The organism is Streptomyces sp. NPDC001933, assembly GCF_042890955.1.
GTDB lineage: Bacteria > Actinomycetota > Actinomycetes > Streptomycetales > Streptomycetaceae > Streptomyces.
In genome coordinates this window covers 779,985-806,220 of record NZ_JBIASS010000001.1, presented here as the reverse complement: position 1 = coordinate 806,220, position 26,236 = coordinate 779,985, and the positions used below count along the sequence as shown (strand labels likewise).

Sequence of the window (26,236 nt, the reverse complement as noted above, 5' to 3'; positions counted from 1 at the left end):
GGCCGGTCACGACTGCTTGTGCAGTCCGAGATTCTCGTAGATTTCGAGCGTCGCAGTCGAGTTGTTGAGCGTGATGAAGTGCAGTCCGGGCACACCCTCGGATCGCAGCCTCGCGCAGAACTGCGTTGCGAAGTCGATGCCAATGGAGCGTACAGCGGCGGGATCGTCCTTGGCGGCGAGGATGCGTTCTTTCAGGGACGAGGGGAAAGACGCGTTGCTGAGCTGCGCGAATCTGTCCAACTGCTTGACGCTGGTCAGCGGCATGACTTCGGGAATGATCGGGGTTTCGCAACCCGCAGCGACCACTCGGTCACGCATACGCAAATAGTCCTCCGGATTGAAGAACATCTGGGTGATCGCATAGTCGGCACCGGCGCGGCACTTGTCCACGAAATGCCGGATGTCGGTGTCCCAGTCGGTCGATCGCGGGTGCATCTCGGGAAATGCCGCGACGCCGACGCAGAAATCACCGGATTCCTTGATGAGCCGGACGAGATCGGCCGCGTACCGCACGCCCTGCGGGTGCTTGATCCATTCGCCCATCGGGTCGCCCGGCGGGTCTCCGCGCACGGCGAGGATGTTCCGGATCCCGGCGTCCGCGTACTGCCCGACCATGTTGCGCAGCTCGGCGACGGAGTGGTTGACCGCCGTGAGGTGGGCGACCGGGGTGAGGGTGGAATCGGCCGCGATCTGCTCGGTGGCCTTCACCGTCCCGGCCCGGGTGGAGCCACCGGCCCCGTAGGTCACGGAGACGAAGCTCGGCCGCACCGCCTCGACCCGGCGCAGCGCGTTCCAGAGGTTCCGCTCGCCCTTCTCAGTCTTGGGCGCCCAGAACTCGAACGAGTACGAGGTCTTGCCGGTCGCGAGAAGCTCACGCACCGTGCGCGCGTGATCTGTCCTGGTGGATGGTGTGCCAAGGGCCATACCGGCAGGTTAACCAGAGCGCGACGGCCGATGGACCGGACCAGTGCGAATTGCCCGAATTGACTGGTTGTTTGTCCATCCCTCGGACAGTCGGCCAAATATCGCCTCCGGCAGGTCCGCCGGATCACTCCGCGACGCGCGCCCGCACCCTCCTGGCCAGGTCGGCGGTGGCGGCGGCCGGGTCGGCGGCCTCGGTGATCGCCCGGACGACGACGACCCGGCGGGCCCCGGCGTCCAGCACCTCGTCGAGATTGCCGGCGTCGATCCCGCCGATGGCGAACCAGGGGCGCGGCTGGTCGAGCGAGGCGGCGTACCGCACCAGGTCCAGGCCGGGGGCGTGGCGTCCGGGCTTGGTCGGGGTGGGCCAGCACGGGCCGGTGCAGAAGTAGTCCACGCCGGGCTCGGCGACGGCCGCGTCGACCTCGGACCGGGCATGTGTGGAGCGGCCGATCACCACGTCCTCGCCGATGACGGCGCGGGCGGCGGGCACCGGCAGGTCCCCCTGGCCGAGGTGCAGCACGTCGGTGCCGATGGCATGGGCGACGTCGGCCCGGTCGTTCACCGCGAGGAGCTTGCCGTGGCGCCGGCACGCGTCGGCAAGGACGGCCAGGTGTTCGAGCTCTTCGGCCGCCTCCATGCCCTTGTCGCGGAGCTGGACGATGTCCACTCCCGCGGCGAGGACGGCGTCGAGGAACTCAGGGAGGTCACCCTGACGCCTGCGGGCGTCCGTGCACAGATAGAGCCGGGCGTCGGACAGCAGCGCGCGAGGCGTGGACATGGTGCGGTTCCCCCTGGGAGAGCGTGGTGGAGCGGCTGCCGCCGGACGGTGCGGGGCGCGGGCCACGCGGTGTCGCGCGGCCCGCCCCCCGCATACGGCCGGTCGTCAGACGGCGAGCGCCTGGGCGCGGCGCTTCACCTCCGTGCCGCGATTCTCGCTCAGCGCCTGGGCGGGGGTGCCCGGCAGGGTCGGGTCGGGAGTGAAGAGCCACTCCAGCATCTCTTCGTCGTTGTAGCCGTCGTCCCTCAGGAGCGTCAGGGTGCCGGAGAGGCCCTTGACCACCTTGTCGCCGTCGATGAAGGCGGCAGGCACCTGGAGCGTCCGGTTCTCACCACGTCGTACGGCGATCAGCTGGCCCTCCTTGACCAGCTGCCGCACGCGCGTCACCTCGACACCGAGCATTTCGGCGATGTCGGGCAGGTGCAGCCAGTCGGGGACGAGAGCATCGATCTTTGCGTCAATCTCGGTCACGAGGACAAGCCTGCCATCCCGCGCTGACAGCCGATACCTGGACTCAGCCCTTCAGGGCCTCGCGGACCACGTCGGCGAGGCGGCAGTGGCTCTGCCGGTCGCCGGTGACCCAGCCGTGCGCGGTCGTCAGGGAGCGCGAGTAGCAGGCTCCGGTGTCCGTGGTGCCCCGGTACTTCTCGGACGAGGCGCCGTCGGCGGCCCGGACCGCGCCGTTCTCACGGGCGAGACTGCCGGTCGAGTCCACGGTGTCGTCCGTGACCGCGTCCGTGCGCCACGCGTGGGCGGAGCCCTTCCTGGACGTGTCGAGGAGCACCCGGCGCTGGGTGACGGCGGCCCTCAGGTCGTAGTTGTTGTAGTCGCCGTAGAACGGGATGTCCATGTCGACGTCGATGGGGTAGGACCAGGCGTGCCGCCGGGCCTCGGTGCGTCCGCCGGTCCTCGTCGTCACCGTGGTGGCGCCGTGGTCGCGCTGGTGCACCGTCTGCTGCCGGCCGGTCCTGGAGACCGTGTCCTCGTTGCTGTACGAGAAGTCCTGCTCGACGGTGGTGGTGACCCGGCCCTTCGAGGTCTCGACATAGCCCGAGATCTTCCAGGAGCGGCCGGTCGACACGGAGACGTCCGTGGAACCGTCCTCGCCCGGGGTCTGTACGGTCTTCACGACCGGGGCGTGACTGAGGGTGTTGGTGGTCACCCTGCCGCGCGTGCGGGACGCGTGCGCGTCCGTGTCGAGGAAGAGCGAACCGTCGACGGTCCAGCCGTCGGCCGCACCGTACGGGGTGATGCTGATGGCGTGCGGCTTGCCGTCGGCCAGCAGACCCGCGAAGGGGGTGAGGTCGATGTCGTACGCCTCGGTCTTGAACTGGTCGATGGCCGGGATCGGGCGCCACAGGGTCGGCACGATGCCGCCGGAGTACACCACGGGGTACGGCTGGGCGAGGCCGGCGGGCTGTCCGTCCACCGCGACCTGCACCTCACGGTAGGGGCCGCCGCCGCAGAGGTAGTCGGGGGCGGTTTCCGCCAGGTCGCTGGGGACCGCGTCGAACCACTGCTCGTCGCAGCCGCCACCGCGTGCGTAGACCTCCAGGCGCGCCTTGGTCAGGTTGCGCGGGAAGGTGACCTCGGTGCGGGTGGAGCCGCCCTTGCCGACGTTCATCCAGGGGGCGCTGTCGGAGCCGGTGTTGCCGAGCGGGACGACGCGGTCGGCCGTGGTGGCCGCCGGGTGACGCTTGTCGGCCTGGTAGTACGTGATCTTCAGCTTGATCCTGTACACCCCGGTGTAGGTGTCGTTGACAACGTTGCCCAGTTCGAGCTGGAGCTTCTGCGGGTCCTTGAGGAGCGGTGCGAAGTCGGTGATGTCCTTGGCGACGTGCCAGCTGATGCCGTCGTCGTCGGGCTCGGCGGTGCTGGTGCGGAAGACCTCGGCGCCACCGATGAAGACCGCTGCGAGGCGGTCGTACTGGCGCCCCTTCACGCTGCCCGACCAGTCGAGGACGACCTTGTTCCACGGCCCCTCGCACCGCTTGGGCGGGGTGAGCGTGGTGGTGTACGGCGGTCCGCCGAGGGTGTAGCCGAAGTCGTGGTCGACGGCCGTCACCGAGCAGCTCTTGGTGTCCGGACGGGAGACCGGCGGCAGCGCGTCGATCGGGTCCTGGTAGTCGACGGCCGGGTTGGAATCGGGCTTGGGCGTGGCGCCCGCGTAGGCCGGGGCGGCAAGTCCGCCGCCGACGAGGGCGGTCAATGCCGAAGCCGCGGAGACTCCACGCAGCGCGCGGGTCCATCTGTGCCGGAACATGTGCATCCTTCGAAGAGTATGAAATGAGCACTCCAAAAGATGCACAGTGCACTAATTTTTGCCTTCCTCCAAGGGGTCGTCCAGACAACGGACACCAACGTTCGTTGTCCGTGCACCTACTGACGGATCGCCGACTTCAGCGGTACGGACGGGTCACCGGCCTTTTCCGGATCGAGCCGCGCCCCCGCCTCGATGAGTTTGCGGCCCTGTGCCAGATCGCGCGGCCGGCCGACGGCGAGGACCGCGACCAGGACGCCGTCGCGCAGCCAGCACACCGACCAGGCGGGCCCGGCCGGATCGCCGCGCCACAGCAGGGTGTCGGCGCTTCCGTGGTGGCCCGCGTACTGCACGAACCGGTCGAACTGCTCGGACCAGAAGTACGGCACGGGGTCGTACGTCACCGGCTCCGGGGCGCCGCCGGCCGCCGCGCCGATGATGTTGGCGGCTGCGGTGCGCGGGCCCTGGAGCGCGTTGTCCCAGTGGTGGACGAGCAGGCGTTCGCCGTACCGGGCGGAGGGGAACGAGGCGCAGTCGCCGACCGCGTACACATCGGGCGCCGAGGTGCGCAGCGCCCCGTCGGCGGTCACCGATCCGTCGGGGCCGAGTGCGATTCCGGAGCCGGCCAGCCAGCCGGTGGCGGGCCGGGCGCCGATTCCGACGACGACCGCTCCGGCCGGGACGGTGCGGCCGTCCGCGAGGACCACCCGGCCCGGCTCGACGCTCTCGACCCGGGCCCCGGTGAGGAGTTCGGCGCCGATCTCCGCGTACCAGGCGGCCATCGGGGCGGCGACCTCCGCGGGCATCGCGCCCGCCAGGGGCCGGTCGGCGGCCTCGACGACGGTGACGGCGCAGCCGGCGGCGCGGGCCGCGGTGGCGAACTCGGCGCCGATCCAGCCCGCGCCGACGACCACGACGCCGTGCTGCTGGTCGAGGACCGGCCGCAGCCGTGCCGCGTCGTCGAGGGTGCGCAGCAGGTGGACGCCGGGAACGCCCTCGGCGCCGGGCAGGACGACGGGTTCGGCACCGGTCGCGATCACCAGGCTGTCGTAGGGAACGGGCCCTGCCGGGGTGTCCAGTTCGTGCGCGCCGGGCCGCACTCCGGTGACTTCGCGGCCCAGTTGCAGATCGATGTCCAGCGCCTCGAAGTCGATGTCGAAGGCGGAGTCCTCGGCCTTGCCGAGCAGCACCGCCTTGGACAGCGGTGGCCGGTCGTAGGGCTGGTGCGGTTCGGCGCCGATCAGGGTGACGGGGCCGGTGAAGCCCTGTTCCCGCAGGGCCACCGCGGTCTGCACCCCGGCCATGCCCGCACCGACGACGACCACGCGGTGTCCTGCCCGCCGGTCCGGCTGCTCTGACTGCTGCTGATCGCTCACCCGTACACCATAATCACCTGACGGACCGTCAGGAAAGGGTGAGTTCCTCGACCGTGCTCGCCCCGCTGCCCTCCTGCGATTCCCACGCCCACCGCTCGTCCAGCCGGACCCGGCCGTCCGGGAGGTCGACGACGGTGGAGACGCAGTGGCCGCTGGACGTCGTTCCGTCCTGCTTCAGCTGGACGTAGCGGAAGTCGAGGGTGTCACCGTCCCGGGTGCCGACGAGATGGCCGCGCACCACGTCGCCGCCCGCGTACTCGGCCCAGATCCGGCCGTCGTCCTCGTGGTACGTGAAGCGGGTACGGGTGCCGACCTGGCCGGGCGCCTGGTCGGCGACCGGGGCGAGGACGAGTCCGTCGAGCGAACGGGCCACGGTGCCGCTCCCTACTGGTCCGATGGGACTGGGTTTAGGGTGGCCAACGTAAAGCACTCGCGGGAGCCCGGACGCACCGGGCTGAGAGGGAGGCTGGGCGGCCTCCGACCGTACGAACCTGATCCGGGTCATGCCGGCGAAGGGAGGGGCCGGAAGCCCATGCGTTCTTCTCGGAACGGATCCGACGTCCTGGTCATCGGGGGCGGGATCATCGGCCTGGTGACGGCCTGGCGGGCCGCTCAGCGCGGACTGCGCACTGCGCTCGCCGACCCCGAACCGGGTGGCGGTGCCGCCCGGGTGGCGGCCGGCATGCTGGCCGCCGTCACCGAACTCCACTACGGCGAACAACTGCTGCTCGGCCTCAACGTCGCCTCGGCGGCCCGCTACCCGGCCTTCGTGGCCGAGCTGGAGGCGGCGAGCGGGCGGGAGACGGGCTTTCGCGCCTGCGGCACCCTGGCCGTCGCGCTGGACTCCGACGACCGCGCCCATCTGCGGGAGCTGCACGCCCTCCAGCAGCGTTCCGGCCTCGAATCGGAGTGGCTCACCGGCCGTGAGTGCCGCCGCCTGGAGCCGATGCTCGCGCCGGGCGTCCGGGGCGGTCTCCGGGTCGACGGCGACCACCAGATCGATCCCCGCCGGCTGGCCGCCGCCCTGCTGACCGCCTGCGAACGGGCCGGTGTGGTCTTCCACCGCGGCTGGGTGGAGCGCCTGAGCGTGGCGGGCGACCGGGCCGCCGGGGCGGTGCTCAACGACGGTACGGAGCTGGCGGCCGACCAGGTCGTGCTCGCCGCGGGCAGCCTCAGCGGGCGGCTGCCGGGGCTGCCGGACGAGGTGGTGCCACCGGTCCGGCCGGTGAAGGGCCAGGTGGTGCGGCTGACCGTGCCCGCCGGGTACGCGCCGTTCCTGAGCCGCACGGTCCGGGCCGTGGTCCGGGGCGGCCACCTCTATCTCGTACCGCGCGAGAACGGCGAGCTGGTCGTCGGCGCCACCAGCGAGGAAATGGGCTGGGACACCACCGTCACCGCGGGCGGCGTCTACGAGCTGCTGCGCGACGCCCACGAACTGGTCCCCGGCATCACCGAACTGCCGCTCACCGAGACCCTGGCCGGCCTCCGCCCCGCCTCCCCCGACAACGCTCCGCTCCTCGGCCCCACCGCCCTGCCCGGCCTCCACCTCGCCACCGGCCACCACCGCAACGGCGTGCTGCTCACCCCCATCACCGGTGACGTCATGGCGGAGTTCCTCACCGGCGGCGAACCGCCCGAGCCGGCCCGTCCCTTCACCCCGCACCGTTTCTCCTCCGCCGCCTCCGTACGTCAGGAGCAGCCCGCATGACCGAGCCCGCACCGCCCTCCGGGGCGGCCGCCCTCTCCGTCTCCGTGAACGGCGAGGTCCGACGCCTCGCCGGGGGCACCACCCTGGCGGCTCTCGTCGCCACGCTCACCACCGCGCACTCCGGTGTCGCGGCCGCCGTCAACGAGACCGTCGTACCGCGCGGCCAGTGGTCCGCCACCGCGCTCCTCGACGGTGACCGCGTCGAGGTCCTGACCGCGGTCCAGGGAGGCTGATCATGTCGGACGACCTCTTCACCCTCGGCGACACCACGTTCGGCTCCCGGCTGATCATGGGGACCGGCGGGGCGCCGAGCCTCGACGTGCTGGAGCGCTCCCTGACCGCCTCCGGGACCGAGCTGACGACCGTCGCGATGCGCCGCCTCGATCCGACCGTGCAGGGTTCGGTGCTCTCCGTCCTGGAGCGGCTCTCCATCCGCGTGCTGCCCAACACGGCGGGCTGTTTCACCGCGGGCGAGGCCGTGCTGACCGCCCGGCTGGCCCGCGAGGCGCTCGGCACCGACTGGATCAAGCTGGAGGTGGTGGCCGACGAGCGGACCCTGCTGCCCGATCCGATCGAGCTGCTGGACGCCGCGGAGATCCTGGTGGACGACGGCTTCACCGTGCTGCCGTACACCAATGACGACCCGGTGCTGGCGCGCCGGCTCCAGGACGTGGGGTGCGCGGCGGTGATGCCGCTCGGCTCCCCCATCGGCTCCGGGCTCGGTATCCGCAACCCGCACAACTTCCGGCTGATCGTCGAGCAGGCCCGGGTGCCGGTGATCCTCGACGCGGGCGCCGGGACGGCCTCCGACGCGGCGCTCGCGATGGAGCTGGGGTGCGCGGCGGTGATGCTGGCGTCCGCGGTGACCCGGGCCCAGGAGCCCGAGCTGATGGCCGCGGCGATGCGTCACGCGGTGGAGGGCGGGCGGCTGGCGTACCGGGCCGGCCGGATTCCGCGCCGCCACTTCGCGGAGGCGTCGTCGCCGGTGGAGGGGCGGGCGGTGCTGGACCCGGAGCGGCCGGCCTTCTGAGCCGCCGGTACGGAGGTGGATCGCATGTCCCTGTCACGGCTCGGCTGCAGTACGGCCCCGGGTCCGCCCCGGCCGGTGGGCCGTGTCCGTGGCGGCTCGTAGACTCGCCTGCGTGGATACGACCCTCCAGGACCCTCTCGTCGGGCAGCTGCTCGACGGCCGCTACCGCGTCGATGCCCGTATCGCCGTGGGCGGCATGGCCACGGTCTACCGGGCCGTGGACACCCGGCTCGACCGGGTGCTCGCCCTCAAGGTGATGCACCCGGCGCTGGCCACCGACGCCTCGTTCGTCGAGCGCTTCATCCGCGAGGCCAAGTCGGTGGCCCGGCTCGCGCACCCCAATGTGGTCGCGGTCTTCGACCAGGGCGCCCAGGGGCAGTACGTCTACCTCGCGATGGAGTACGTCGCGGGCTGCACCCTGCGCGACGTGCTGCGCGATCGCGGCGCGCTCCAGCCGAGGGCAGCCCTGGACATCCTGGAGCCGGTCCTCGCCGCGCTCGGCGCCGCGCACCGGGCGGGCTTCGTGCACCGCGACATGAAGCCGGAGAACGTCCTGATAGGGGACGACGGCCGGGTCAAGGTCGCCGACTTCGGGCTCGTACGCGCGGTGGGCGCCGTCACCAGCACCACCGGGTCCATCCTGGGCACGGTCTCCTATCTCGCCCCCGAGCAGATAGAGAACGGCACCGCGGACACCCGCACCGATGTGTACGCCTGCGGTGTCGTCCTGTACGAGATGCTGACCGGCTCCAAGCCGCACGGCGGCGACACCCCCGCCCAGGTCCTCTACCAGCACCTCAACGAGGCCGTGCCGTCGCCGTCGGCCGCCGTCCCGGGGCTCCCGGCCGAGCTCGACGGCCTGGTGGCGAGCGCCACCGCCCGCGATCCCGAGGCCCGCCCGTTCGACGCGGTGGCGCTGCTCGCCGAGACCCGTGCGGCCCGCTCCGGCCTCACCGACGCCCAGCTGGACGCCGTACCGCCGCAGGCCACCGCCGAGGTGCACGACGCCGCCGAGGACCGCACCAGCGTGATCCCACGGCTGCTCCCGGCCGGGCAGGGCGTCTCGCACCACACCAGCCGGCTGGAGATGCCTCCGCCGGTGCCGCCTCGGACCACGCCGGAGGACCGGCGCCGCCGCGGACCGAGGCGCTCGGTCATCGCCTTGGTCGTCGCCGTGCTGCTGGCGCTGGGGATCGGTACCGGTGTCTGGTACATCAACTCCGGACAGTTCACCCGGGTCCCCTCGCTGCTCGGCCAGACCGAGAAGGACGCCCGGCAGCGGCTCACGAAGGCCGGTCTGGAGCTCAAGGACGTCGACCGGGCCTACAGCGACACCGTGGAGCGCGGCAAGGTCATCAGCAGCGACCCGGGGTCCGGCGACCGCGTCAGGGGCAACGACGCGGTGAAGATCGTCGTCTCGCGCGGCCCCGAGATCGTGAAGGTGCCCGACCTCCGGGACCTCTCGATCGCCGACGCCAGGCAGGAGCTGAAGAAGGCCGGTCTGGTGCCGGGCATGATCACCAAGGAGTTCAACGAGGAGACGGTCCGGGGCGACGTGATCCGCACGGACCCGGTGGCGGGCACCGAGCGCCACCCGGACACGGCGGTCGCCCTCCATGTCAGCAAGGGCGCTCCGGTGGACGTCCCCGACGTCAGCGGGCTGTCCGTCGAGGACGCCACCGCCGCGCTGGCGGACGAGGGGCTGAAGGCCAAGGTGCTGCCCGACCGGGTCAATTCCCCCGAGGTCGCGGGCGACATCGCCCGGCAGTCGCCGGGCGCGGGCTCCGAGGCCGCCGAGGGCGACACCATCACGCTCACGGTCTCCGACGGGCCGCGGATGATCGACGTCCCGGACATCACCGGCAAGGACGTCGACGAGGCCACCGGCGAGCTGGAGGCCGCGGGCTTCGAGGTGAAGGTCGACCGCCCGTTCCTGTCCTTCAGCGACACCATCGCGAGCCAGTCCGTCGACGGCGGCGAGAAGGCCCCCGAGGGCAGCACCATCACCATCAAGACCAAGGGACTCTAGATCCATATGCGCAACCCAGTCGGCGGCCACATCCCGGTGGCCGGCGGCCTCGCCAAGGTCGGCCTCCCCTACGCCCGCGAGATGGGGGCGGAGGCCGTCCAGGTCTTCGTCGCCAACCCGCGCGGCTGGGCGACACCCGTCGGCAATCCGGCCCAGGACGAGCAGTTCCGCGCCGAGTGCGCCGACGCGTCCATACCGGCGTACGTCCACGCCCCGTATCTGATCAACTTCGGGTCGCACACCGAGGCGACCGTGGAGAAGTCCGTGGAGTCGCTGCGCCACTCGCTGCGCCGGGCCCGTGAGATCGGCGCCCTGGGCGTCGTGGTGCACACCGGATCGGCGACCGGCGGCCGGCCGCGCGAGCAGGCCCTCGCGCAGGTACGCACGCACATGCGGCCGCTCCTGGACGAGCTGACCCACGACGACGACCCGTGTCTGCTGCTGGAGTCGACCGCCGGGCAGGGGTTCTCGCTCTGCTCGCGGACCTGGGACTTCGGCCCGTACTTCGACGCGCTCGACGCCCACCCCAAGCTCGGCATCTGCCTGGACACCTGCCACATCTACGCGGCGGGCCACGACCTGACCGGCCCGGAGGGCATGCGGCAGACCCTGGACCTGCTGGTGGCGACGGTCGGCGAGGGCCGGCTGAAACTGATCCACGCCAATGATTCCAAGGACGTGGTGGGAGCCCACAAGGACCGGCACGAGAACATCGGCTCCGGGCACATCGGCGAGGAGCCCTTCCGTGAGCTGTTCTCGCATCCGGCGACCGAGGGCGTACCGCTGATCATCGAAACGCCGGGCGGCAAGGAAGGCCACGCTGCGGACGTGGCACGGCTGAAGGGGCTGCGCGACAGCTGATTCCCCATGTGATTCCCCGTTGAGGAATACCCCGTAGGGGTATACGGTTCCTGCTGTCGGCAGGAACCGTTACTCGGCTTTGGGGGATCGCCATGCAGCACGACACACACCACGGCCAACACGGCCGGCACGGCCACGACACGGACCACGCGGCTCATGTGGACCACTCGACTCACGCGGACCACTCGACCCACGCGGACCGCTCAGACCACTCAGATCACGCCAGTCACGCAGACCACACTGGCCACTCCACCCACAGCGCAGGCAAGGTCGACTGGGCCATGGCCGCACGGGCCACGCTGCACTGCCTCACCGGATGCGCCATCGGCGAGATCCTCGGCATGGTGATCGGCACGGCACTCGGCTGGGGCAACATGGCGACGATGGTGCTCGCGATCGTCCTGGCCTTCTTCTTCGGCTACACGCTGACCCTGCGCTCCATCCTGAAGGCGGGCGTCGACCTCGGCACCGCCCTGCGGGTCGCCTTCGCCGCCGACACCCTGTCCATCGCGGTGATGGAGCTGATCGACAACGGAGTGATCGCGCTGTGGCCGGGCGCCATGGACGCCACGCTCGCCGACACGCTGTTCTGGGGCGCGCTCGCGATCTCGCTCGCCGTCGCCTTCGTCGCCACCACACCGGTCAACAAGTGGATGATCGGCCGGGGCAAGGGGCACGCGGTGGTGCACCAGTACCACCACTGAGGAAGCGGGCGGCGGGCCACCGGCCCGGCCCGGGAGCCGTCAGGTCAGAGCTCGGGGCCGTCCCCGGGCTCTTCCTGGTAGGAGTACCGCTGCTCGCTCCACGGGTCACCGATGTTGTGGTAGCCGCGCTCCTCCCAGAAGCCGCGGCGGTCGGCCGTCATGTACTCGACGCCCCGGACCCACTTGGGCCCCTTCCAGGCATAGAGATGCGGCACGACGAGGCGGAGCGGGAAACCGTGCTCGGCGGTGAGCAGTTCCCCGCCCTTGTGGGTGGCGAAAAGTGTTCGGTCCGAGGCGAAGTCGGAGAGCCTCAGATTCGAGCTGAATCCGTACTCGGCCCAGACCATCACGTGCGTGACGTTCGGTGCGGGCGGTGCCAGTTCCAGGACCGTGCGGGCGAGCACTCCGCCCCATTCGGCACCGATCATGCTGAATTTGGTGACGCAGTGCAGGTCGGCGACGACCGAGGTGAACGGCAGTACCGAGAATTCCTGGTGGTTCCAGCAGTGCTTCTCGCCGTCCGCAGTGGCCCCGAAGACCCGGAACTCCCAGCGGTCCGGCTTGAACTTGGGCACGGGCCCATAGTGGGTAACCGGCCAACCGCGCTGGAGTCGCTGGCCCGGCGGAAGCTCGGACTGCTCTGACGCGCGGTGTTCCCGGCTTTCCGGCTGACCCATGCCTCCATGGTGACAGACAGGCAGGGGTGGTCCTGACCAGGGCAGGGGGCGATTCGGACAACTCACAGTAAGCCTGCACTTACTGGACGACCATCGGGTGCGATGCGAAGATGCGGCCAACTTGCCAGTTCACCGGTTGGAAGGAGCCTCTGCGATGCAGGGCGACCCCGAGGTCCTTGAGTTCCTGAACGAGCAGCTGACCGCAGAGTTGACTGCCATCAACCAGTACTTCCTGCACGCGAAGATGCAGGACAACTTCGGCTGGACGAAACTCGCGAAGTACACCCGCTCCGAGTCGTTCGACGAGATGAAGCACGCCGAGATCCTCACGGACCGCATCCTCTTCCTCGACGGACTGCCCAACTACCAGCGGCTGTTCCATGTGCGGGTGGGCCAGACCGTCACCGAGATGTTCCAGGCGGACCGCCAGGTCGAGGTGGAGGCGATCGACCGCCTCAAGCGCGGGATCGAGCTGATGCGGGGCAAGGGCGACATCACGTCGGCGAACATCTTCGAGTCGATCCTGGCGGACGAGGAGCACCACATCGACTACCTCGACACCCAGCTGGAACTGGTCGAGAAGCTCGGTGAGCCGCTCTACATCGCCCAGCAGATCGAGCAGCCGGACAGCTGAGGGCCATGCCGGGGGCCGGCTCGGGGGTCAGGCCGCGTCGGGAAGCAGAACTCCCGGCGCGATCCCCGGTGCGGTGCCGGGGGCGATACCCGGTTCGGCGCCAGGTCCGGATCCGGCATCCGTGGCGGTCTCGTCGGCGGCGCCGGGCATCCGCTTCTGGTCCAGCAGTTCGCGGCGCGGGCAGGCGCCGCGGCCGAGCATCGCCTGGATGGCCCGGACGCAACCGCCGCAGTCCGTGCCCGCCTTGCAGGCGGAGGCTATCTGCCGCGGCGTGCACGCCCCGGCGTCCGCATGCTCCTTGACCTGCTTCTCCGTGATGCCGAAGCAAGAGCAGACGTACACGCGGTTCACCTCCCGGCGGGATCGGTCGTTCACTGCCACCCCGTTTATCGGTGAGGCTAACCTAACCTTACCCGGCCCTCAGAGGCGTTAAAAGCCTCCGGACGCCCTGTGGGGCACGGATCACATCGATCCGTGCCCCACAGTCGTACGCGCGCCACCTGCGGTGATGCCTACTGGTCCCGGTACATCTCGGCGACCAGGAACGCCAGGTCCAGCGACTGGCTGCGGTTGAGCCGCGGGTCGCAGGCCGTCTCGTAGCGCTGGTGCAGGTCGTCCACGAAGATCTCGTGTCCGCCGCCGACGCACTCGGTGACGTCGTCACCGGTGAGCTCGACGTGGATGCCGCCCGGGTGCGTACCGAGGCCCTTGTGCACCTCGAAGAAGCCCTTGACCTCGTCCAGGACGTCGTCGAAGCGACGGGTCTTGTGGCCGGAGGCGGCCTCGAAGGTGTTGCCGTGCATCGGGTCGGTCACCCACGCCACGGTGGCACCGGAGGCGGTGACCTTCTCGACCAGGGCCGGGAGCTTGTCACGGACCTTGTCGGCGCCCATGCGGACGATGAAGGTCAGCCGGCCGGGCTCGCGCTCGGGGTCGAGGCGGTCGATGTAGCCGAGCGCCTCGTCGACCGTGGTGGTCGGGCCGAGCTTGATGCCGATGGGGTTACGGATCCGCGACGCGAACTCGATGTGCGCACCGTCCATCTGGCGGGTGCGCTCACCGATCCAGACCATGTGGCCGGAGGTGTCGTACAGCTCGCCGGTGCGCGAGTCGGTGCGGGTCAGCGCCGACTCGTAGTCCAGCAGCAGGCCCTCGTGCGAGGCGTAGAACTCGACCGCCTTGAACTCGGCCGGGTCCGTGCCGCACGCCTTCATGAAGTTCAGCGCGTTGTCGATCTCGCGGGCGAGCGCCTCGTAGCGCTGGCCGGACGGGGACGACTTCACGAAGTCCTGGTTCCAGGCGTGCACCTGGCGCAGGTCGGCGTAACCGCCGGTGGTGAAGGCGCGGACCAGGTTCAGCGTGGAAGCGGATGCGTGGTACATCTGCTTCAGCCGCTCGGGGTCCGGGACGCGGTCCTTCTCGGTGAAGGCGAAGCCGTTGACGGAGTCGCCGCGGTAGGTCGGCAGGGTGACGCCGTCGCGGGTCTCGGTCGGCTTGGAGCGCGGCTTGGAGTACTGCCCGGCGATCCGGCCCACCTTGACGACGGGCACGGAGGCCGCGTACGTCAGGACGGCACTCATCTGGAGCAGCGTCTTCAGCTTGGCCCGGATGTGGTCGGCCGACACTGCGTCGAAGGCCTCGGCGCAGTCACCGCCCTGCAGCAGGAACGCCTCGCCCTTGGCGACGGCTCCCATGCGGGCGCGCAGCTGGTCGCACTCACCCGCGAAAACGAGGGGCGGATACGACTCGAGGTCCGCGAGTACATCGCGCAGAGCCTCGGCATCGGGGTACTCGGGCTGCTGCGCCGCGGGAAGGTCTCGCCAGGTGTTGCCACCGGCGACGGAGGTATTGGCGTTCACGGTCACAACCCCAACATTACGGGGTTCGGCGGTGGGTCCGGCCACAAGCTCAATAGTTGAGACACGCGCTCGGACGAGACCGGCGTCCGCTATGGTTCGGAACATGTTCGCGCTGACAAACCAGAACTGGTGGTGGACCGCTCATCCGGCGGCCCACTGACAATCGCGCGCGACAGACCACGCGAAGGCCGCCCGAGGGGCGGCCTTTTCCGCGTTTTCGGGAGCCGTTCCTCCGTCCGGAAGGAACAACCCCATGCCTCACCGCACCGATGTCGTCATCGACAGGCTCCTGAGTGACGACTGCCCGCCGTTCGCGCTGCTGCGCAGGCGCACCCCCGGCCGCGACCAGGACACCGTCGAGGTGCTGATCGGCCGGGTCCGCGAAGCGGACCGGCTCGCCGATCTCCCCGTCGGTGAGCTGCCCTCGCTCGCCCTGGTGCCGTTCCGGCAGATCGCCGAGCGCGGCTTCGACGTGCGCGACGACGGGACCCCGCTGTCCGTGCTGGTCGCGGAGGAGTCGTACGAGCTGCCGCTCACCGAGGTGCTGGACCGGCTGCCGGTCCGGGAGGTGCGGGTCGAGGGCGGCGCCTTCGACGTCGGGGACGAGGAGTACGCCGGGATCGTGCGGCGGGTCATCGAGGACGAGATCGGGCAGGGCGAGGGCGCGAACTTCGTCATCCGGCGGACCTTCCGGGGCGAGATCCCCGGCTTCGGGCGGGCCGACGCGCTGGCCCTCTTCCGGCGGCTGCTGGCCGGTGAGCGCGGCGCGTACTGGACCTTCGTCGTGCACACCGGGGCCAGGACGCTGGTCGGCGCCAGTCCGGAGGTGCATGTGCGGATGTCGGGCGGGACGGTCGTGATGAACCCGATCAGCGGTACGTACCGCTACCCGGCCGAGGGCCCGACCGCCGAGAGCCTGCTGGCCTTCCTCGCCGACCGCAAGGAGACCGAGGAGCTCTCCATGGTGGTCGACGAGGAGCTCAAGATGATGTGCACCGTCGGCGACATGGGCGGGGTGGTGGTCGGACCGCGGCTCAAGGAGATGGCCCATCTCGCCCATACGGAGTACGAGCTGCGCGGGCGTTCCTCGCTGGACGTGCGGGAGGTGCTGAAGGAGACCATGTTCGCGGCGACGGTCACCGGCTCCCCGGTGCAGAACGCCTGCCGGGTCATGGAGCGGTACGAGCCCGGCGGGCGCGGCTACTACGCGGGAGCCCTGGCGCTGCTGCGGCAGGAGCAGGGCGGGGCGCAGACCCTGGACTCGCCGATCCTGATCCGTACCGCCGACATCTCGGCCGGCGGCGAGCTGCGGGTACCGGTCGGGGCGACGCTCGTACGTCACTCCGATCCGGACGGCGAGGTGGCCGAGACCCATGCGAAGGCGGCCGGGGTGCTCTCCGCGCTCGGGGTGCGGCCCGGCCGGCCGGTGGACGAGGCGGCCCGGCCGCGGCTGGCGGGCGACCCGCGGGTGCGGGCGGCGCTGGATGCCCGGCGGGACGGTCTCGCGCCGTTCTGGCTGCGGATGCAGGAGCGTACCCACGAGCTCTCGGGCCGGGCGCTGGTGATCGACGGGGAGGACACCTTCACCGCGATGCTGGCGCATCTGCTGCGCTCCTCGGGTCTGGATGTGTCGGTGCACCGCTACGACGAGCCGGGGCTGCGCGAGCTGGTGCGGGCGCACACCGGTCCGGTCGTGCTGGGTCCCGGGCCGGGGAATCCGGGCGACACCGCCGATCCGAAGATGCGGCTGATGCGCGGGCTGGCCGCGGAGCTGGTCCGGGATCACCGGTACGGCCTGCTGGGGGTCTGCCTCGGCCATGAGCTGATCGCGGCGGAGCTGGGGCTGGACATCGTCCGCAAGACCGTGCCGTACCAGGGCGCGCAGACCCGGATCGAGCTGTTCGGGCGGCCGGAGACGGTCGGGTTCTACAACAGCTTCACCGCGCGCTGCGACGGGCCGGTGGCCGACGAGCTCGCGGCGCACGGTGTCGAGGTGAGCGTGGACGCGGCCACCGGTGAGCTGCACGCGCTGCGCGGTCCGGGCTTCGCCTCGGTGCAGTTCCACCCGGAGTCGGTGCTGACGCTGCGCGGTGCGGCGATCGTGGCGGAGCTGCTGGCGGGGCTGCCGGTGGCCGGCTGAAGGCGGGGCGGACGGGATCCCGGGGCGGGCCGGGGTCTCAGCTCGTCGGGAGCGCGGGGACCAGGACGTTGTCGCTGCGGCGGCCGGCCAGGTAGTCGGCGACGTTCTGCACGGTGGTGTCGATGATCTGGCCCACCGCGTCCTCGGTGTAGTACGCCTGGTGCGAGGTGACGATGACGTTCGGGAAGGTGACGAGCCGGGCCAGGGTGTCGTCGTCGACGCCCTCCAGCGACTTGTCGACGAAGAAGAGCCCGGCCTCCGCTTCGTACACGTCGAGTCCGACGCCCAGGAAGCGGCCCGCGCGCAACTCGGTGACCAGTGCCTTGGTGTCGATGAGTCCGCCGCGACTGGAGTTGATGAGGATCGCGTCGTCCTTCATCCGGGCCAGGGCGTCCGTGCCGATGATGTGGTGGGTCGCGGGCAGCAGCGGGACGTGCAGGCTGATCAGGTCGGACTCGGCGAGCAGCCGTTCCTTCTCCACGTACTTCATGCCGAGGGCGAGGCAGGCGGGGTTCTCGGCGACGTCCCAGCCGAGCAGCTGCATGCCGAAGCCGTGGGCGATCCGGGTGAAGGCCTCGCCGATCTTGCCGGTGCCGATCACACCCACCGTGCGGCCGCGCATGTCCCGGCCGAGGAGGCCGTCGAGGCGGAAGTCGAAGTCGCGGGTGCGGCTCGCGGCCCGGATGATCCGGCGGTTGACGGCCATCGCGAGGGTCCAGGCGAATTCGGCGACCGAGTACGGCGAGTAGTAGGAGACCCGGGCGACCCGCAGGGCGAGGCGTTCGGCGACGTCCAGGTCGATGTTGTTGAAGCCGGTGGAGCGCTGGGCGATCATCTGCGTGCCGCCCGCCGCGAGGGTCTGCAGAACACCTGCGCCCAGGTCGGCGTTGACGCTGGTGGAGATGATCTCGTAGCCCGCCGCGATGGGGGCGGTGTCCTTGTTCAGGAAGACGTCCAGGCAGCGGACCTCGTGCTGTCCGGCGAAGGCCTTCTCGATCAGCGGCTTCTCGTCGGACTGCACACCGAAGGCCAGGATTTCCACGACTTCTCCCGTTCATCGCGCGGATCTGCCGGTCCGCGGATCGGCAGATCCGGGACATGGGCAGATCAGGGGCATGGGCCGGTCATCGCGAATATACGGCCCGTGCCCCTGCCCCGCCGCCCGGCCGGGGCCGCCGGCTCAGACGTCGTCGAGACCGCGCTCGATCGCGTACCGCACCAGCTCCACCCGGTTGTGCAGCTGGAGCTTGCCCAGGGTGTTCTGCACGTGGTTCTGCACGGTGCGGTGCGAGATGACCAGCCGCTCGGCGATCTGCTTGTACGAGAGGCCCTTGGCGACCAGCCGCAGCACCTCGGTCTCGCGCTCGGTGAGCTGCGGGGCCTTGGGCTCGTCGGACGCGGCGGGTGCGGGGTCGGAGGCGAGCCTGCGGTACTCGCCGAGGACCAGTCCGGCCAGGCCCGGGGTGAAGACGGGGTCGCCGACGGCGGTGGACCGCACGGCCTCGGTCAGCTCCTGCGTACTGGCCGACTTGAGCAGATAACCGGTGGCGCCGGACTTGACCGCCTCCAGCACGTCGGCGTGCTCGCCGCTCGCGGAGAGCACCAGCACCCGCAGTCCCGGGTGGGAGCCGACGAGTTCCTTGCAGACCTGGACGCCGGGCATGCCGGGCAGATTGAGGTCGAGCACCAGGACGTCGGGGGTGGCGGCCTTCGCCCGGCGGACGGCCTGCGGTCCGTCACCCGCCGTCGCCACCACGTCGAAGCCCGACTCGGAAAGGTCGCGGGCGACGGCGTCGCGCCACATCGGGTGGTCGTCGACCACCATCACCCTGATGGCCCGCTCCTCGGCTGCCTGGGTGTTCTCCGTGCTCATCTCGCTGAACCTGCCTTCCCCCGTGAAACCTTCGGAACCTTCAACTCGACCTCGGTGCCCTGGCCGGGCACCGAGATCAGATCGGCCGTGCCGCCCAGGTCGCGCAGTCTCCCCCGGATCGACAGGGCCACCCCCATCCGCCCCTCCCCCTCGGCCTGGGCGAGCCGCCCCTCCGGGATTCCCGGGCCGTCGTCCCGGACCGTCACGATCACCTCGTCCGGCCAGTCCTCGACGAGGATCCACGCCTGGGCATTCTCCCCCGCGTGGACCCTGACATTGTCCAGGGCGGCACTGACAGCGGCGGCCAGCTCCGTCGCCGCCGCGGGGGCGAGCAGCACCGGAGCGCCCGGCTCCGCGAAGCTGACCCGGGAGCCGGCGTGCGGGGCGAGCAGGGAGCGCAGATCGCAGTCGGCCAGGTCGGACGGTTCGTCGTCGACCTCGACGCTGCGGACCACGGCGCCCTCGGCGGCGTCCTCGGAGACCCGGGTGGTGGGCACCAGACCGCTGGAGACCAGGGTGCGCAGGGCGACCTCCTGTTCCCCGGCCATCCGGCCCAGTTCGGCCGCCTCCCCGCCGAGCGCCGTGCCGCGGCGCTGCACCATCGCGAGGACCTGGAGCACGCTGTCGTGGATGTCCCGGGCCAGTCGTTCCCGCTCGCGGGTGGCGGCCTCGATCTCCAGGGCGCGGGCCAGGGTCCGCTCACTGGCCCTGGCGACCTCGATGACGTACCCGATGGCGATGGAGGCGACCCAGACCAGCAGCACGTTGTGGAAGGTGTCCCGGCTGGGATGGCCGCGCTCGACGATGTTGGCGACGGCGACGAAGCTGGACGCGAAGGCCGCCCACCGCCAGCCGCCCTTGATCGCGAAGGCCAGTACGGAGCCCGCCGTCCAGATGGACGGCAGTGTCGGGCCGTCGACCCGCTGGGCCTCGAAGTCGGCGAGCGGGGTGAGGAGTATGCCGGTGAGCGCGATGGTCAGATCGGCGCCGAGGAAGCGCTTGGTGCAGGCGGTGGCGCCCGCGACCTTCGGGAGGGTGGCGAGCGTCCAGACCACCATCACCACCAGGAAGGCGATGGCCACCCACGGCCGGTCGTACTTCTCCCGGCCGAAGACGGCGAGCAGCACCGCGTACAGCATCGTGAGAACGCGGTACGCCCTCAGCGCGCTCCACAGCGGCTGCTCGACCGACATCCGTACGACGCGCTCGCGCCTGGCCACTTCCCCCACCCCCTGGACGGAACGGGCGCGTTCACGCGCCGTGCCGTCGCGTCACGCTTGTGTTCCGGACCCGGTGTCCTTGTGCTTCTCGGCCTCGGCGCGGCGCTTCGCCTCGTCCGCGATCTGCCGCTTGGCCGCCGTCGCGTAGATGTCGACGTACTCCTGGCCGGAGAGCTTCATGATCTCGTACATCACCTCGTCGGTGACCGAGCGCAGGATGAAGCGGTCCCCGTCCATGCCGTGGTAGCGGCTGAAGTCGAGCGGCTTGCCGATCCTGATCCCCGGGCGCATCAGTTTGGGGATCAGCTGGCCGGGCGGCTGGATCTTCTCCGTGTCGATCATCGCGACGGGGATGACGGGCGCCCCGGTGGCCAGCGCCACCCTGGCAAGCCCGCCGGGCTTGCCGCGGTAGAGACGGCCGTCGGGCGAGCGGGTGCCCTCCGGGTAGATGCCGAAGAGGCCGCCGCTCTCGATGACCTCGATGCCCGCCTTGATGGCCGCCTCACCGGCGCCGCGGGCGCCCGAGCGGTCCACCGGGAGCTGGCCGACGCCCTTGAAGAAGGCCGCGGTCAGCTTGCCCTTCACGCCGGGTGCGGTGAAGTACTCGGACTTGGCGATGAAGGTGACCTTGCGGTCCAGGACGGCAGGCAGGAAGAAGGAGTCGGAGAACGACAGATGGTTGCTCGCGAGGATCGCCGGTCCCTGCGCGGGGATGTTCTCCAGGCCCTCCACCCATGGCCTGAAGGCGAGCTTCAACGAGCCGCCGATGGAGAACTTCATTGCGCCGTAGATCAACTCGGGTGCCTCCTGTGTGCTGTCGGACAGACCTTAACCCGTGGGGCGCCCGCGCTCCCGCCCGGCACGGAGCGGCCGCGACGGCCGGAGCCGGTGACGACCCTGGTCGGTGTCAGTCCGGTCGCGTACGGTGAAGTAATCCTCTGCACTCCCCCCTTTCGCTCCCCTGTGAGCCTCACGAACAGGAGACCCTGGTGCCGGTCCTTCCTGGAGCCGAGCCGTTCCGCCACGAGGGCGGAGAGGTCGGCGTCCTCCTCTGTCACGGATTCACCGGTTCCCCGCAGTCGATGCGCCCCTGGGCCGACCATCTGGCGGAGCGCGGGCTCACCGTCTCGCTGCCCCTGCTGCCGGGGCACGGCACCCGCTGGGAGGACCTGCAGCTCACCGGCTGGCAGGACTGGTACGCGGAGGTGGACCGGGAGTTGCGCGCCCTGCTGGAGCGGTGCAGCCAGGTCTTCGTCTTCGGGCTTTCCATGGGCGGCGCGCTGACGCTGCGGCTGGCGGCGAAGCACGGGGACGCGATCAGCGGTCTGGTGCTGGTCAACCCGGCCAACAAGGTGCACGGCCTGTCGGCGTACGCGCTGCCGGTCGCCCGCCATCTGGTGCGGACGACGAAGGGGCTGGCGAGCGACATCGCCCTGGCGGGCTCCGACGAGGTGGGGTACGACCGGGTGCCGCTGCACGCGGCGCATTCGCTGCGGAATTTCTTCCGTCTGGTGGATGCCGAACTGCCCCAGGTCACCCAGCCGATCGTGCTGCTGCACAGCCCGCAGGACCATGTGGTGCCGCCCGCCGACTCGGCCCGCATCCTCAGCCGGGTGTCGTCGACGGACGTCGAGGAGATCCTGCTGGAACAGAGCTACCACGTGGCGACGTTGGACCACGATGCGGAGCGGATCTTCGACGAGAGCTACCGGTTCATCGGCCGCCTCGCCCCGAGCGTCGGAAAGAAGGGGAGCACATCAGGTGGCTGAGCACGACGCGGAGCGCGCGGGCAGCGAGGAGGAGCGCGAGCCCCTTCCCGCGGAGGGAGCGGCCGTGCCCGACGACGGCACGGGCCCGCAGGACGCCGCCGCCCAGCAGGCGGCACCGGGCGGTGACGGCAGTCGGCCCGAACCGCCGGTCGACGAGGACGCGGTGTGGAAGGCGATCGTCGCGGGGTACGGCGAGGAGCCGCCGGACCCGCCGGGCGCCAGACCGTTCAGGTCGATCGAGGATCTCGCGCTGCCGGAGGACGACGACGACCGGCCCGGCGTCCTGGATCCGGACAAGGGGCTCGGCAAGAAGTCCGTGAAGCCGCCGGAGAAGCCGCTCGGCAGCTCGGTCGTGTTCGCGCCCGGAGTGGTGGGCCCGCGCGACTACGAGGTCGAGGAGCCCAAGGACGACGACCTCGACGACAGCGACGAGGGGCACTTCGTCCCCCCGGAGCCGCCGCCGCTGCCGGAGGCCGATGTCACGGCGAAGTTCGCCTGGCTCGCGGTCGTCGGCGGTCCGGTGCTGATGCTGATCGCGGTGCTGCTGCGGTGGGACATGACCTGGTGGCTGACGACGGTCTGCGTCGGCGGTTTCCTGGGCGGTTTCGTCACGCTGGTGGCGCGGATGAACGATGACGACGAGGACGACGACGACCCCGGTCGCGGGGCGGTGGTCTGAGAGAGCCTGCCGGGGCGGCGTTGCGGGAGGTGCTCAGGGCAGCATCGCGGGCACCCGTAGCGCCGCCAGCACCGGCAGGTGGTCGGTGGCCGCCCGCAGGTCCGCCTCGGTGACCCCGGGCAGCCCGGCGGGGACACCGCAGCCGAGCACCTCGATCCCGTCCGTCGCGAAGACCGCGTCGATGCGCCGTCGCGGGTGGTCCGGCGAGTAGGTGTGCTCCCCGCCCCACGGCCGGACCGCCCAGCAGTCCTGGAGCCGCCCGGCCAGCCGCTGGAACGCGCTCCCGGTCGGTACGTCGTTGAGGTCGCCGGCCGCGATGGCGTGCTCGACGCCCATCTCGTCCAGCCGTTCCAGCAGCATCTCGGTCTGGGCCAGGCGTTCGTCCCGTTGCAGGCTCAGGTGGAAGCTCAGCAGACCGATCCGGGTGCCCGCGATCCGTACCACCGATGTGGCGAAACCCCTGCGGTGCAGCCCGGGGGTGAGCGGCAGCAGCACGTCCTGCGTCCGCTCCACGGTGGCCCGCAGCGAGCAGAGCAGCAGCGGCCCGGCCGCCGTGGCGCCGCCGCTGAGCACGACCAGGTCGGTGCGGGCCGCGAGCCAGGCGGCGCGCTTGCGCCAGCGGAAGAAGCGCGGGGCCTCCTGGATGAGGACCAGGTCGGGGGCGCAGGCGGTGATGACGCGGGCCAGCGCCTCGCAGTCGTCACGCATCGACCGGATGTTGTAGCTGAGCACTCTGATGACGGCCGAACCATCCGGCTCGGTACGGGAGTCGGGCAGTGGCGTCAGAACCATGCGCCTCACGATACGACGGACGCCCGCCGCTGCCACAGGGGCGCGACGGGCGTCCGGGTCTGACCGGTCGTGGTCGGTTCAGCCCTGGCGGGCGAGGTCCGCCGCGCCCACCAGCCCTGCCTCGCCGCCCAGTTGGGCCGCGAGCACCTGGGCGTGCGGGCGCCATTCGCCGCCGATCAGCCAGCGCCGGAACGACTTGCGGATCGGGTCGAGCACCAGCTCGCCCTCGTCCGAGACACCGCCGCCGACGATGAACGCGGACGGGTCGAAGAGCGAGGCGAGGTCGGCCAGTCCGGCGCCGGCCCAGCGGGCCAGCTCGCGGAACGAGTCGATCGCCACCGGGTCGCCCTGCCGGGCGGCCTGGCTGATGTGCTTGCCCTCGATGCCGTCCACCGTGCCGTCGCCGAGCGAGAGCAGGATCGTGGCATTCTCCGGAGTGGCGTTGGCGCGCTGCTTGGCGTACCGGACGAGCGCGCGTCCGGACGCGTACTGCTCCCAGCAGCCCTGGCTGCCGCAGCCGCAGAGCAGACCGTCCGGGACGACCCGGATGTGGCCGAACTCGGCGGCCACGCCGAAGCGTCCGCGGCGCAGCTTGTTGCCGATGATGATGCCGCCGCCGAGGCCGGTGCCGAGCGTGATGCAGATGACATCGTCGTGGCCCTGGCCGGCGCCGAAGCGGTATTCGCCCCAGGCGGCGGCGTTGGCGTCGTTCTCGACCACGACGGGAAGGCCGACGCGCTGTTCGACCTTGTCCTTCAGCGGCTCGTGCCGCCAGTTGATGTTCGGCGCGAACAGCACGGTGGCGCGCTTGTCGTCGACGTATCCGGCGGCACCGATGCCGACGGCCTCGATCTGGTGGCCCTCGCTCGCCCCGGACACGGCCGTGGCGATCGCGTCCACGATGCCTTCGGCCGTCGGCGGGGTCGGCACCTTGTGCGTCGAGAGGATGCGGCCCTCTTCGTCGACCACTCCAGCCGCGATCTTCGTGCCGCCGATATCGACGCCGATGGTGAGTCCCATGAATCCCTCAGTTCCGGTCGAGCCCCGCTGGGGCCAACCGTACCCGAGCCGGGGGCCCGGCCCTTCGGTGCCGGTCAGTCCAGGTCGATGTGTTCGCCCGTGGCGGGGCCCTCGTCGCGGGGGTCGGAGGGGTCGTCGGCCTTCTTCTCGGTGCCGGCCGGGTCGCCGGCGTCCTGGGTCCAGCGGCGTTCCTGGCCCTCGACGGCGGAGCGGTAGGCGGCGAGGAGTTCGCTGCCGGCCGCGGCGATGTGGTCGAAGACGTCCGGGTTGCGCTCGATGACGGGCTCGACCGCGGACTTCGCCTGCTTGATGATCTGCTGCACGGTGCCCTGGGCCGCCGCGCCGAACAGCGGCGACTGGAGGGACGAGAACTTGTCGGCCACGGCGTCGACCAGCTTGCGCAGTTCCTCGGCGGCGGAGCCGGGCGGCGGGCCGTTCTGGGCCCGGCGGCGGGCCTTCTCCGCTTCGAGGTCCTCGGCGCAGGCCTTCGCCCACGCGTCGTCGTCGACGGGACGATCGGTGGCATCGCTCATGGCGGACTCCTGCGACGTGGTGTGCCGGCGGCCCGGCATACGGGGCACGTACTACCGACGTTACCCGAAGCGTGACGCGCCGTTCAGCCCGTCCTCGGCCATAGCCCGGGGTCCGGCGTGAACCGGACCCGGAGCACCCCGTCGGTGAGGGCGGCGCCGGAGACGGTGCAGCGGCGCAGTCCGGACTCCAGCGGGACGATCCGGTGGAACGGGCCGACGGTGAGCAGCAGTTCGTCGCCGCGGCGGACCAGCTGGAGGTCCTTCTTGGCGGCGCCGGGGAGCGGCAGGCACCAGACGAGGACCGGGTCGCCGTCGCCGGCCGGCGGGCCGGTGGTCACGATCCGGGCGCCGGGCAGCAGCCCGTCGAGGCCGTCCGGGGTGTCGGGGCTCTCTATCCACCAGGGGTCGTCTGCCCGGCCGGGGCCACGCCCGTCCAGCCCTCCCGCGAGTCCGTCGTCCCCGGCGGCGCCGTCGGCCGCGGTGTCGAGGCGGGCGAGGTCGTCGAGGCCACGCGGGTCGCGGCCGAGGTGGGGCACCTGGCAGAGCGCGGTGCCGGGCGCCCACTCCTCGTACCAGTGGTCGACGGTCTTCTCCTGCTGTGCGGCGAGCCCGGCGAACCAGGGGTCGCCGGAGTGCCGGGGCAGGACCCGGTTCACCGCGAGGGCGTCGACCCGCAGCCCGTGCAGGGCGAGGCCGGTGCGGGCGGTGCGCAGGGCGTCCTCGGCGGCGGGGCCGGGCTCCGCGACCAGCCGGAGCGTGGTGTCGCGGTCCTCGATCAGGGCCTGGACGGCGGCCAGCTCGGCGTCCCTGCGGGCGGCCGCCTCGTACAGCCACTGGGCGGGCATGGGCACCCCGGCGAGCTGGGCGAGCATCGGGCGCAGGGCGCGGGCGGCCTGGCGTTCCGGGGGGAGCAGCCGGCGCAGATAGCGGCGCAGCTGCTCGGGGAGGGCGAGCAGGGCGAGTGCCTCGCTCAGCGGTGGCAGGTCGACAACGAGTAGGTCGTGGCCGGCTCGCGACCAGTCGCCCCGGGCGGCGCGGCGCAGTGTGTGCAGGAGGGCGAACTGGCTGCTGCCGGGGAGTTCGGTCAGCTCCTCGCCGTCCAGCCGGTTTCCGCCGAGCAGGTCGAGTACGGCGGAGGCCTGGTCCTGGAGGGCGAGGAGTTCACCGCGGAAGTGTTCGCCGGAGTCGATGCGGGCGGACCACAGCCCGTCGGTGACCTCGGTGGGTTCGGTGTCCCCGGGGAAGCCGGGTATGCCGTCGGCGGTCAGCAGCAGGGTGCGCCGGCCGCGGCGGGCGGCGGCCAGCGCGGTCGCCGCCGCGACGGTGGTACGGCCGGCGCCGCCGGGGCCGGTGACGAGGACCGTACGCAT

28 protein-coding genes and 1 riboswitch are annotated in these 26,236 nt (G+C 71.2%); of the genes, 11 read left to right on the top strand and 17 right to left on the bottom strand.

Annotation, left to right across the window (positions count from 1 at the left end; genetic code table 11):
* Positions 1-6: 6 nt before the first annotated feature.
* The 6 genes from metF to ACFYY7_RS03555 form a co-directional block, all read right to left on the bottom strand.
* Positions 7-924, bottom strand: a complete 918-nt coding sequence (metF, locus tag ACFYY7_RS03580) for a methylenetetrahydrofolate reductase [NAD(P)H] (RefSeq protein ID WP_388656476.1) — start codon at positions 922-924, stop codon at positions 7-9.
* Positions 925-1,048: 124 nt separating this feature from the next.
* Positions 1,049-1,702 carry a thiamine phosphate synthase gene (thiE, locus tag ACFYY7_RS03575; RefSeq protein ID WP_388656473.1) on the bottom strand — a complete coding sequence of 218 codons (654 nt, stop codon included), beginning with the start codon at positions 1,700-1,702 and terminating at the stop codon, positions 1,049-1,051.
* A 105-nt stretch (positions 1,703-1,807) separates the two neighbouring features.
* A complete protein-coding gene (locus ACFYY7_RS03570; RefSeq protein WP_351257514.1) occupies positions 1,808-2,173 on the bottom strand; it encodes an Rv2175c family DNA-binding protein in 366 nt (121 codons plus the stop codon).
* Between the two features lie 43 nt (positions 2,174-2,216).
* Complete coding sequence (locus ACFYY7_RS03565) at positions 2,217-3,965, bottom strand: peptide-N4-asparagine amidase (RefSeq protein WP_388656469.1); 1,749 nt, start codon at positions 3,963-3,965, stop codon at positions 2,217-2,219.
* Between the two features lie 116 nt (positions 3,966-4,081).
* Complete coding sequence (locus tag ACFYY7_RS03560) at positions 4,082-5,338, bottom strand: NAD(P)/FAD-dependent oxidoreductase (protein WP_388656466.1); 1,257 nt, start codon at positions 5,336-5,338, stop codon at positions 4,082-4,084.
* 28 nt (positions 5,339-5,366) lie between these two features.
* Positions 5,367-5,711 (bottom strand): hypothetical protein, encoded by a 345-nt coding sequence (locus ACFYY7_RS03555; protein WP_388656463.1) that lies wholly within the window; start codon positions 5,709-5,711, stop codon positions 5,367-5,369.
* Positions 5,712-5,760: 49 nt separating this feature from the next.
* Positions 5,761-5,873: riboswitch (TPP riboswitch) on the top strand.
* On the opposite strand from ACFYY7_RS03555, the gene thiO reads away from it, so the two are divergent.
* From thiO to ACFYY7_RS03525, 6 genes are all read left to right on the top strand, one after another.
* Positions 5,871-7,046, top strand: a complete 1,176-nt coding sequence (gene thiO / locus ACFYY7_RS03550) for a glycine oxidase ThiO (RefSeq protein ID WP_388656460.1) — start codon at positions 5,871-5,873, stop codon at positions 7,044-7,046. (Overlaps the previous riboswitch by 3 nt.)
* Positions 7,043-7,279 carry a sulfur carrier protein ThiS gene (gene thiS, locus ACFYY7_RS03545; protein ID WP_388656457.1) on the top strand — a complete coding sequence of 79 codons (237 nt, stop codon included), beginning with the start codon at positions 7,043-7,045 and terminating at the stop codon, positions 7,277-7,279. The genes thiO and thiS overlap by 4 nt, the downstream gene beginning before the upstream one ends.
* A gap of 2 nt (positions 7,280-7,281) precedes the next feature.
* On the top strand, positions 7,282-8,076 hold the full coding sequence (locus ACFYY7_RS03540; RefSeq protein ID WP_266736764.1) for a thiazole synthase: 795 nt from the start codon (positions 7,282-7,284) through the stop codon (positions 8,074-8,076).
* Positions 8,077-8,188: 112 nt separating this feature from the next.
* Positions 8,189-10,105: a Stk1 family PASTA domain-containing Ser/Thr kinase gene (pknB, locus tag ACFYY7_RS03535; protein ID WP_388656454.1), complete on the top strand. Its 1,917-nt coding sequence runs from the start codon at positions 8,189-8,191 to the stop codon at positions 10,103-10,105.
* A 6-nt stretch (positions 10,106-10,111) separates the two neighbouring features.
* Positions 10,112-10,966, top strand: a complete 855-nt coding sequence (locus ACFYY7_RS03530; protein WP_360918609.1) for a deoxyribonuclease IV — start codon at positions 10,112-10,114, stop codon at positions 10,964-10,966.
* A gap of 92 nt (positions 10,967-11,058) precedes the next feature.
* The gene (locus ACFYY7_RS03525) at positions 11,059-11,670 is read left to right on the top strand and encodes a DUF4396 domain-containing protein (protein ID WP_388656451.1); all 612 of its coding nucleotides are present in this window, start codon (positions 11,059-11,061) and stop codon (positions 11,668-11,670) included.
* A gap of 44 nt (positions 11,671-11,714) precedes the next feature.
* On the opposite strand, the gene ACFYY7_RS03520 is transcribed toward ACFYY7_RS03525, so the two are convergent.
* Positions 11,715-12,347, bottom strand: coding sequence for a sulfite oxidase-like oxidoreductase (locus ACFYY7_RS03520; RefSeq protein WP_266736771.1), 633 nt, complete (start codon positions 12,345-12,347; stop codon positions 11,715-11,717).
* A gap of 154 nt (positions 12,348-12,501) precedes the next feature.
* Here ACFYY7_RS03520 and bfr point away from each other — a divergent pair, with 154 nt between their 5' ends.
* Positions 12,502-12,981 (top strand): bacterioferritin, encoded by a 480-nt coding sequence (bfr, locus tag ACFYY7_RS03515; RefSeq protein WP_266736773.1) that lies wholly within the window; start codon positions 12,502-12,504, stop codon positions 12,979-12,981.
* A 27-nt stretch (positions 12,982-13,008) separates the two neighbouring features.
* On the opposite strand, the gene ACFYY7_RS03510 is transcribed toward bfr, so the two are convergent.
* Positions 13,009-13,323 carry a bacterioferritin-associated ferredoxin gene (locus ACFYY7_RS03510; RefSeq protein ID WP_388656446.1) on the bottom strand — a complete coding sequence of 105 codons (315 nt, stop codon included), beginning with the start codon at positions 13,321-13,323 and terminating at the stop codon, positions 13,009-13,011.
* Positions 13,324-13,493: 170 nt separating this feature from the next.
* Complete coding sequence (locus tag ACFYY7_RS03505) at positions 13,494-14,840, bottom strand: class II 3-deoxy-7-phosphoheptulonate synthase (protein ID WP_266736776.1); 1,347 nt, start codon at positions 14,838-14,840, stop codon at positions 13,494-13,496.
* Between the two features lie 91 nt (positions 14,841-14,931).
* On the opposite strand from ACFYY7_RS03505, the gene ACFYY7_RS03500 reads away from it, so the two are divergent.
* Both ACFYY7_RS03500 and ACFYY7_RS03495 read left to right on the top strand, forming a co-directional pair.
* Complete coding sequence (locus ACFYY7_RS03500) at positions 14,932-15,000, top strand: trp operon leader peptide (protein WP_351257743.1); 69 nt, start codon at positions 14,932-14,934, stop codon at positions 14,998-15,000.
* A 93-nt stretch (positions 15,001-15,093) separates the two neighbouring features.
* Positions 15,094-16,980: an anthranilate synthase family protein gene (locus ACFYY7_RS03495; RefSeq protein ID WP_388656443.1), complete on the top strand. Its 1,887-nt coding sequence runs from the start codon at positions 15,094-15,096 to the stop codon at positions 16,978-16,980.
* A gap of 37 nt (positions 16,981-17,017) precedes the next feature.
* Here the strand turns inward: ACFYY7_RS03495 and ACFYY7_RS03490 are convergent, their stop codons facing one another.
* From ACFYY7_RS03490 to ACFYY7_RS03475, 4 genes are all read right to left on the bottom strand, one after another.
* Positions 17,018-18,022 (bottom strand): 2-hydroxyacid dehydrogenase, encoded by a 1,005-nt coding sequence (locus ACFYY7_RS03490; protein WP_388656439.1) that lies wholly within the window; start codon positions 18,020-18,022, stop codon positions 17,018-17,020.
* Positions 18,023-18,160: 138 nt separating this feature from the next.
* Positions 18,161-18,853: a response regulator transcription factor gene (locus tag ACFYY7_RS03485; protein ID WP_266736780.1), complete on the bottom strand. Its 693-nt coding sequence runs from the start codon at positions 18,851-18,853 to the stop codon at positions 18,161-18,163.
* Positions 18,850-20,073 carry a MacS family sensor histidine kinase gene (macS, locus tag ACFYY7_RS03480; protein WP_388656436.1) on the bottom strand — a complete coding sequence of 408 codons (1,224 nt, stop codon included), beginning with the start codon at positions 20,071-20,073 and terminating at the stop codon, positions 18,850-18,852. Before macS ends, ACFYY7_RS03485 begins: the two co-directional genes overlap by 4 nt.
* Before the next feature lie 51 nt (positions 20,074-20,124).
* Positions 20,125-20,868, bottom strand: coding sequence for a lysophospholipid acyltransferase family protein (locus tag ACFYY7_RS03475; RefSeq protein ID WP_388656433.1), 744 nt, complete (start codon positions 20,866-20,868; stop codon positions 20,125-20,127).
* Between the two features lie 194 nt (positions 20,869-21,062).
* Between ACFYY7_RS03475 and ACFYY7_RS03470 the strand changes: the two genes are divergently transcribed.
* Complete coding sequence (locus ACFYY7_RS03470) at positions 21,063-21,842, top strand: carboxylesterase (RefSeq protein WP_266736784.1); 780 nt, start codon at positions 21,063-21,065, stop codon at positions 21,840-21,842.
* Positions 21,835-22,521 carry a hypothetical protein gene (locus tag ACFYY7_RS03465; RefSeq protein WP_388656430.1) on the top strand — a complete coding sequence of 229 codons (687 nt, stop codon included), beginning with the start codon at positions 21,835-21,837 and terminating at the stop codon, positions 22,519-22,521. Before ACFYY7_RS03470 ends, ACFYY7_RS03465 begins: the two co-directional genes overlap by 8 nt.
* Before the next feature lie 33 nt (positions 22,522-22,554).
* Here ACFYY7_RS03465 and ACFYY7_RS03460 read toward each other — a convergent pair whose 3' ends face one another.
* The 4 genes from ACFYY7_RS03460 to ACFYY7_RS03445 form a co-directional block, all read right to left on the bottom strand.
* Positions 22,555-23,313 (bottom strand): endonuclease/exonuclease/phosphatase family protein, encoded by a 759-nt coding sequence (locus ACFYY7_RS03460; protein ID WP_388656427.1) that lies wholly within the window; start codon positions 23,311-23,313, stop codon positions 22,555-22,557.
* A gap of 78 nt (positions 23,314-23,391) precedes the next feature.
* Complete coding sequence (locus ACFYY7_RS03455) at positions 23,392-24,333, bottom strand: ROK family glucokinase (protein ID WP_388656424.1); 942 nt, start codon at positions 24,331-24,333, stop codon at positions 23,392-23,394.
* 74 nt (positions 24,334-24,407) lie between these two features.
* Positions 24,408-24,866, bottom strand: coding sequence for a DUF5304 domain-containing protein (locus ACFYY7_RS03450; RefSeq protein WP_388656421.1), 459 nt, complete (start codon positions 24,864-24,866; stop codon positions 24,408-24,410).
* An 83-nt stretch (positions 24,867-24,949) separates the two neighbouring features.
* Positions 24,950-26,236, bottom strand: coding sequence for an ArsA-related P-loop ATPase (locus tag ACFYY7_RS03445; protein WP_388656418.1), 1,287 nt, complete (start codon positions 26,234-26,236; stop codon positions 24,950-24,952).

Coding starts and splice junctions, on each gene's coding strand:
- metF (WP_388656476.1), bottom strand. CDS start 924: ATGGCCCTTGGCACACCATCCACCAGGACAGATCACGCGCGCACGGTG.
- thiE (WP_388656473.1), bottom strand. CDS start 1,702: ATGTCCACGCCTCGCGCGCTGCTGTCCGACGCCCGGCTCTATCTGTGC.
- ACFYY7_RS03565 (WP_388656469.1), bottom strand. CDS start 3,965: ATGTTCCGGCACAGATGGACCCGCGCGCTGCGTGGAGTCTCCGCGGCT.
- thiO (WP_388656460.1), top strand. CDS start 5,871: ATGCGTTCTTCTCGGAACGGATCCGACGTCCTGGTCATCGGGGGCGGG.
- thiS (WP_388656457.1), top strand. CDS start 7,043: ATGACCGAGCCCGCACCGCCCTCCGGGGCGGCCGCCCTCTCCGTCTCC.
- ACFYY7_RS03540 (WP_266736764.1), top strand. CDS start 7,282: ATGTCGGACGACCTCTTCACCCTCGGCGACACCACGTTCGGCTCCCGG.
- ACFYY7_RS03530 (WP_360918609.1), top strand. CDS start 10,112: ATGCGCAACCCAGTCGGCGGCCACATCCCGGTGGCCGGCGGCCTCGCC.
- ACFYY7_RS03525 (WP_388656451.1), top strand. CDS start 11,059: ATGCAGCACGACACACACCACGGCCAACACGGCCGGCACGGCCACGAC.
- ACFYY7_RS03520 (WP_266736771.1), bottom strand. CDS start 12,347: ATGGGTCAGCCGGAAAGCCGGGAACACCGCGCGTCAGAGCAGTCCGAG.
- bfr (WP_266736773.1), top strand. CDS start 12,502: ATGCAGGGCGACCCCGAGGTCCTTGAGTTCCTGAACGAGCAGCTGACC.
- ACFYY7_RS03495 (WP_388656443.1), top strand. CDS start 15,094: ATGCCTCACCGCACCGATGTCGTCATCGACAGGCTCCTGAGTGACGAC.
- ACFYY7_RS03485 (WP_266736780.1), bottom strand. CDS start 18,853: ATGAGCACGGAGAACACCCAGGCAGCCGAGGAGCGGGCCATCAGGGTG.
- ACFYY7_RS03460 (WP_388656427.1), bottom strand. CDS start 23,313: ATGGTTCTGACGCCACTGCCCGACTCCCGTACCGAGCCGGATGGTTCG.
- ACFYY7_RS03455 (WP_388656424.1), bottom strand. CDS start 24,333: ATGGGACTCACCATCGGCGTCGATATCGGCGGCACGAAGATCGCGGCT.
- ACFYY7_RS03450 (WP_388656421.1), bottom strand. CDS start 24,866: ATGAGCGATGCCACCGATCGTCCCGTCGACGACGACGCGTGGGCGAAG.
- ACFYY7_RS03445 (WP_388656418.1), bottom strand. CDS start 26,236: ATGCGTACGGTCCTCGTCACCGGCCCCGGCGGCGCCGGCCGTACCACC.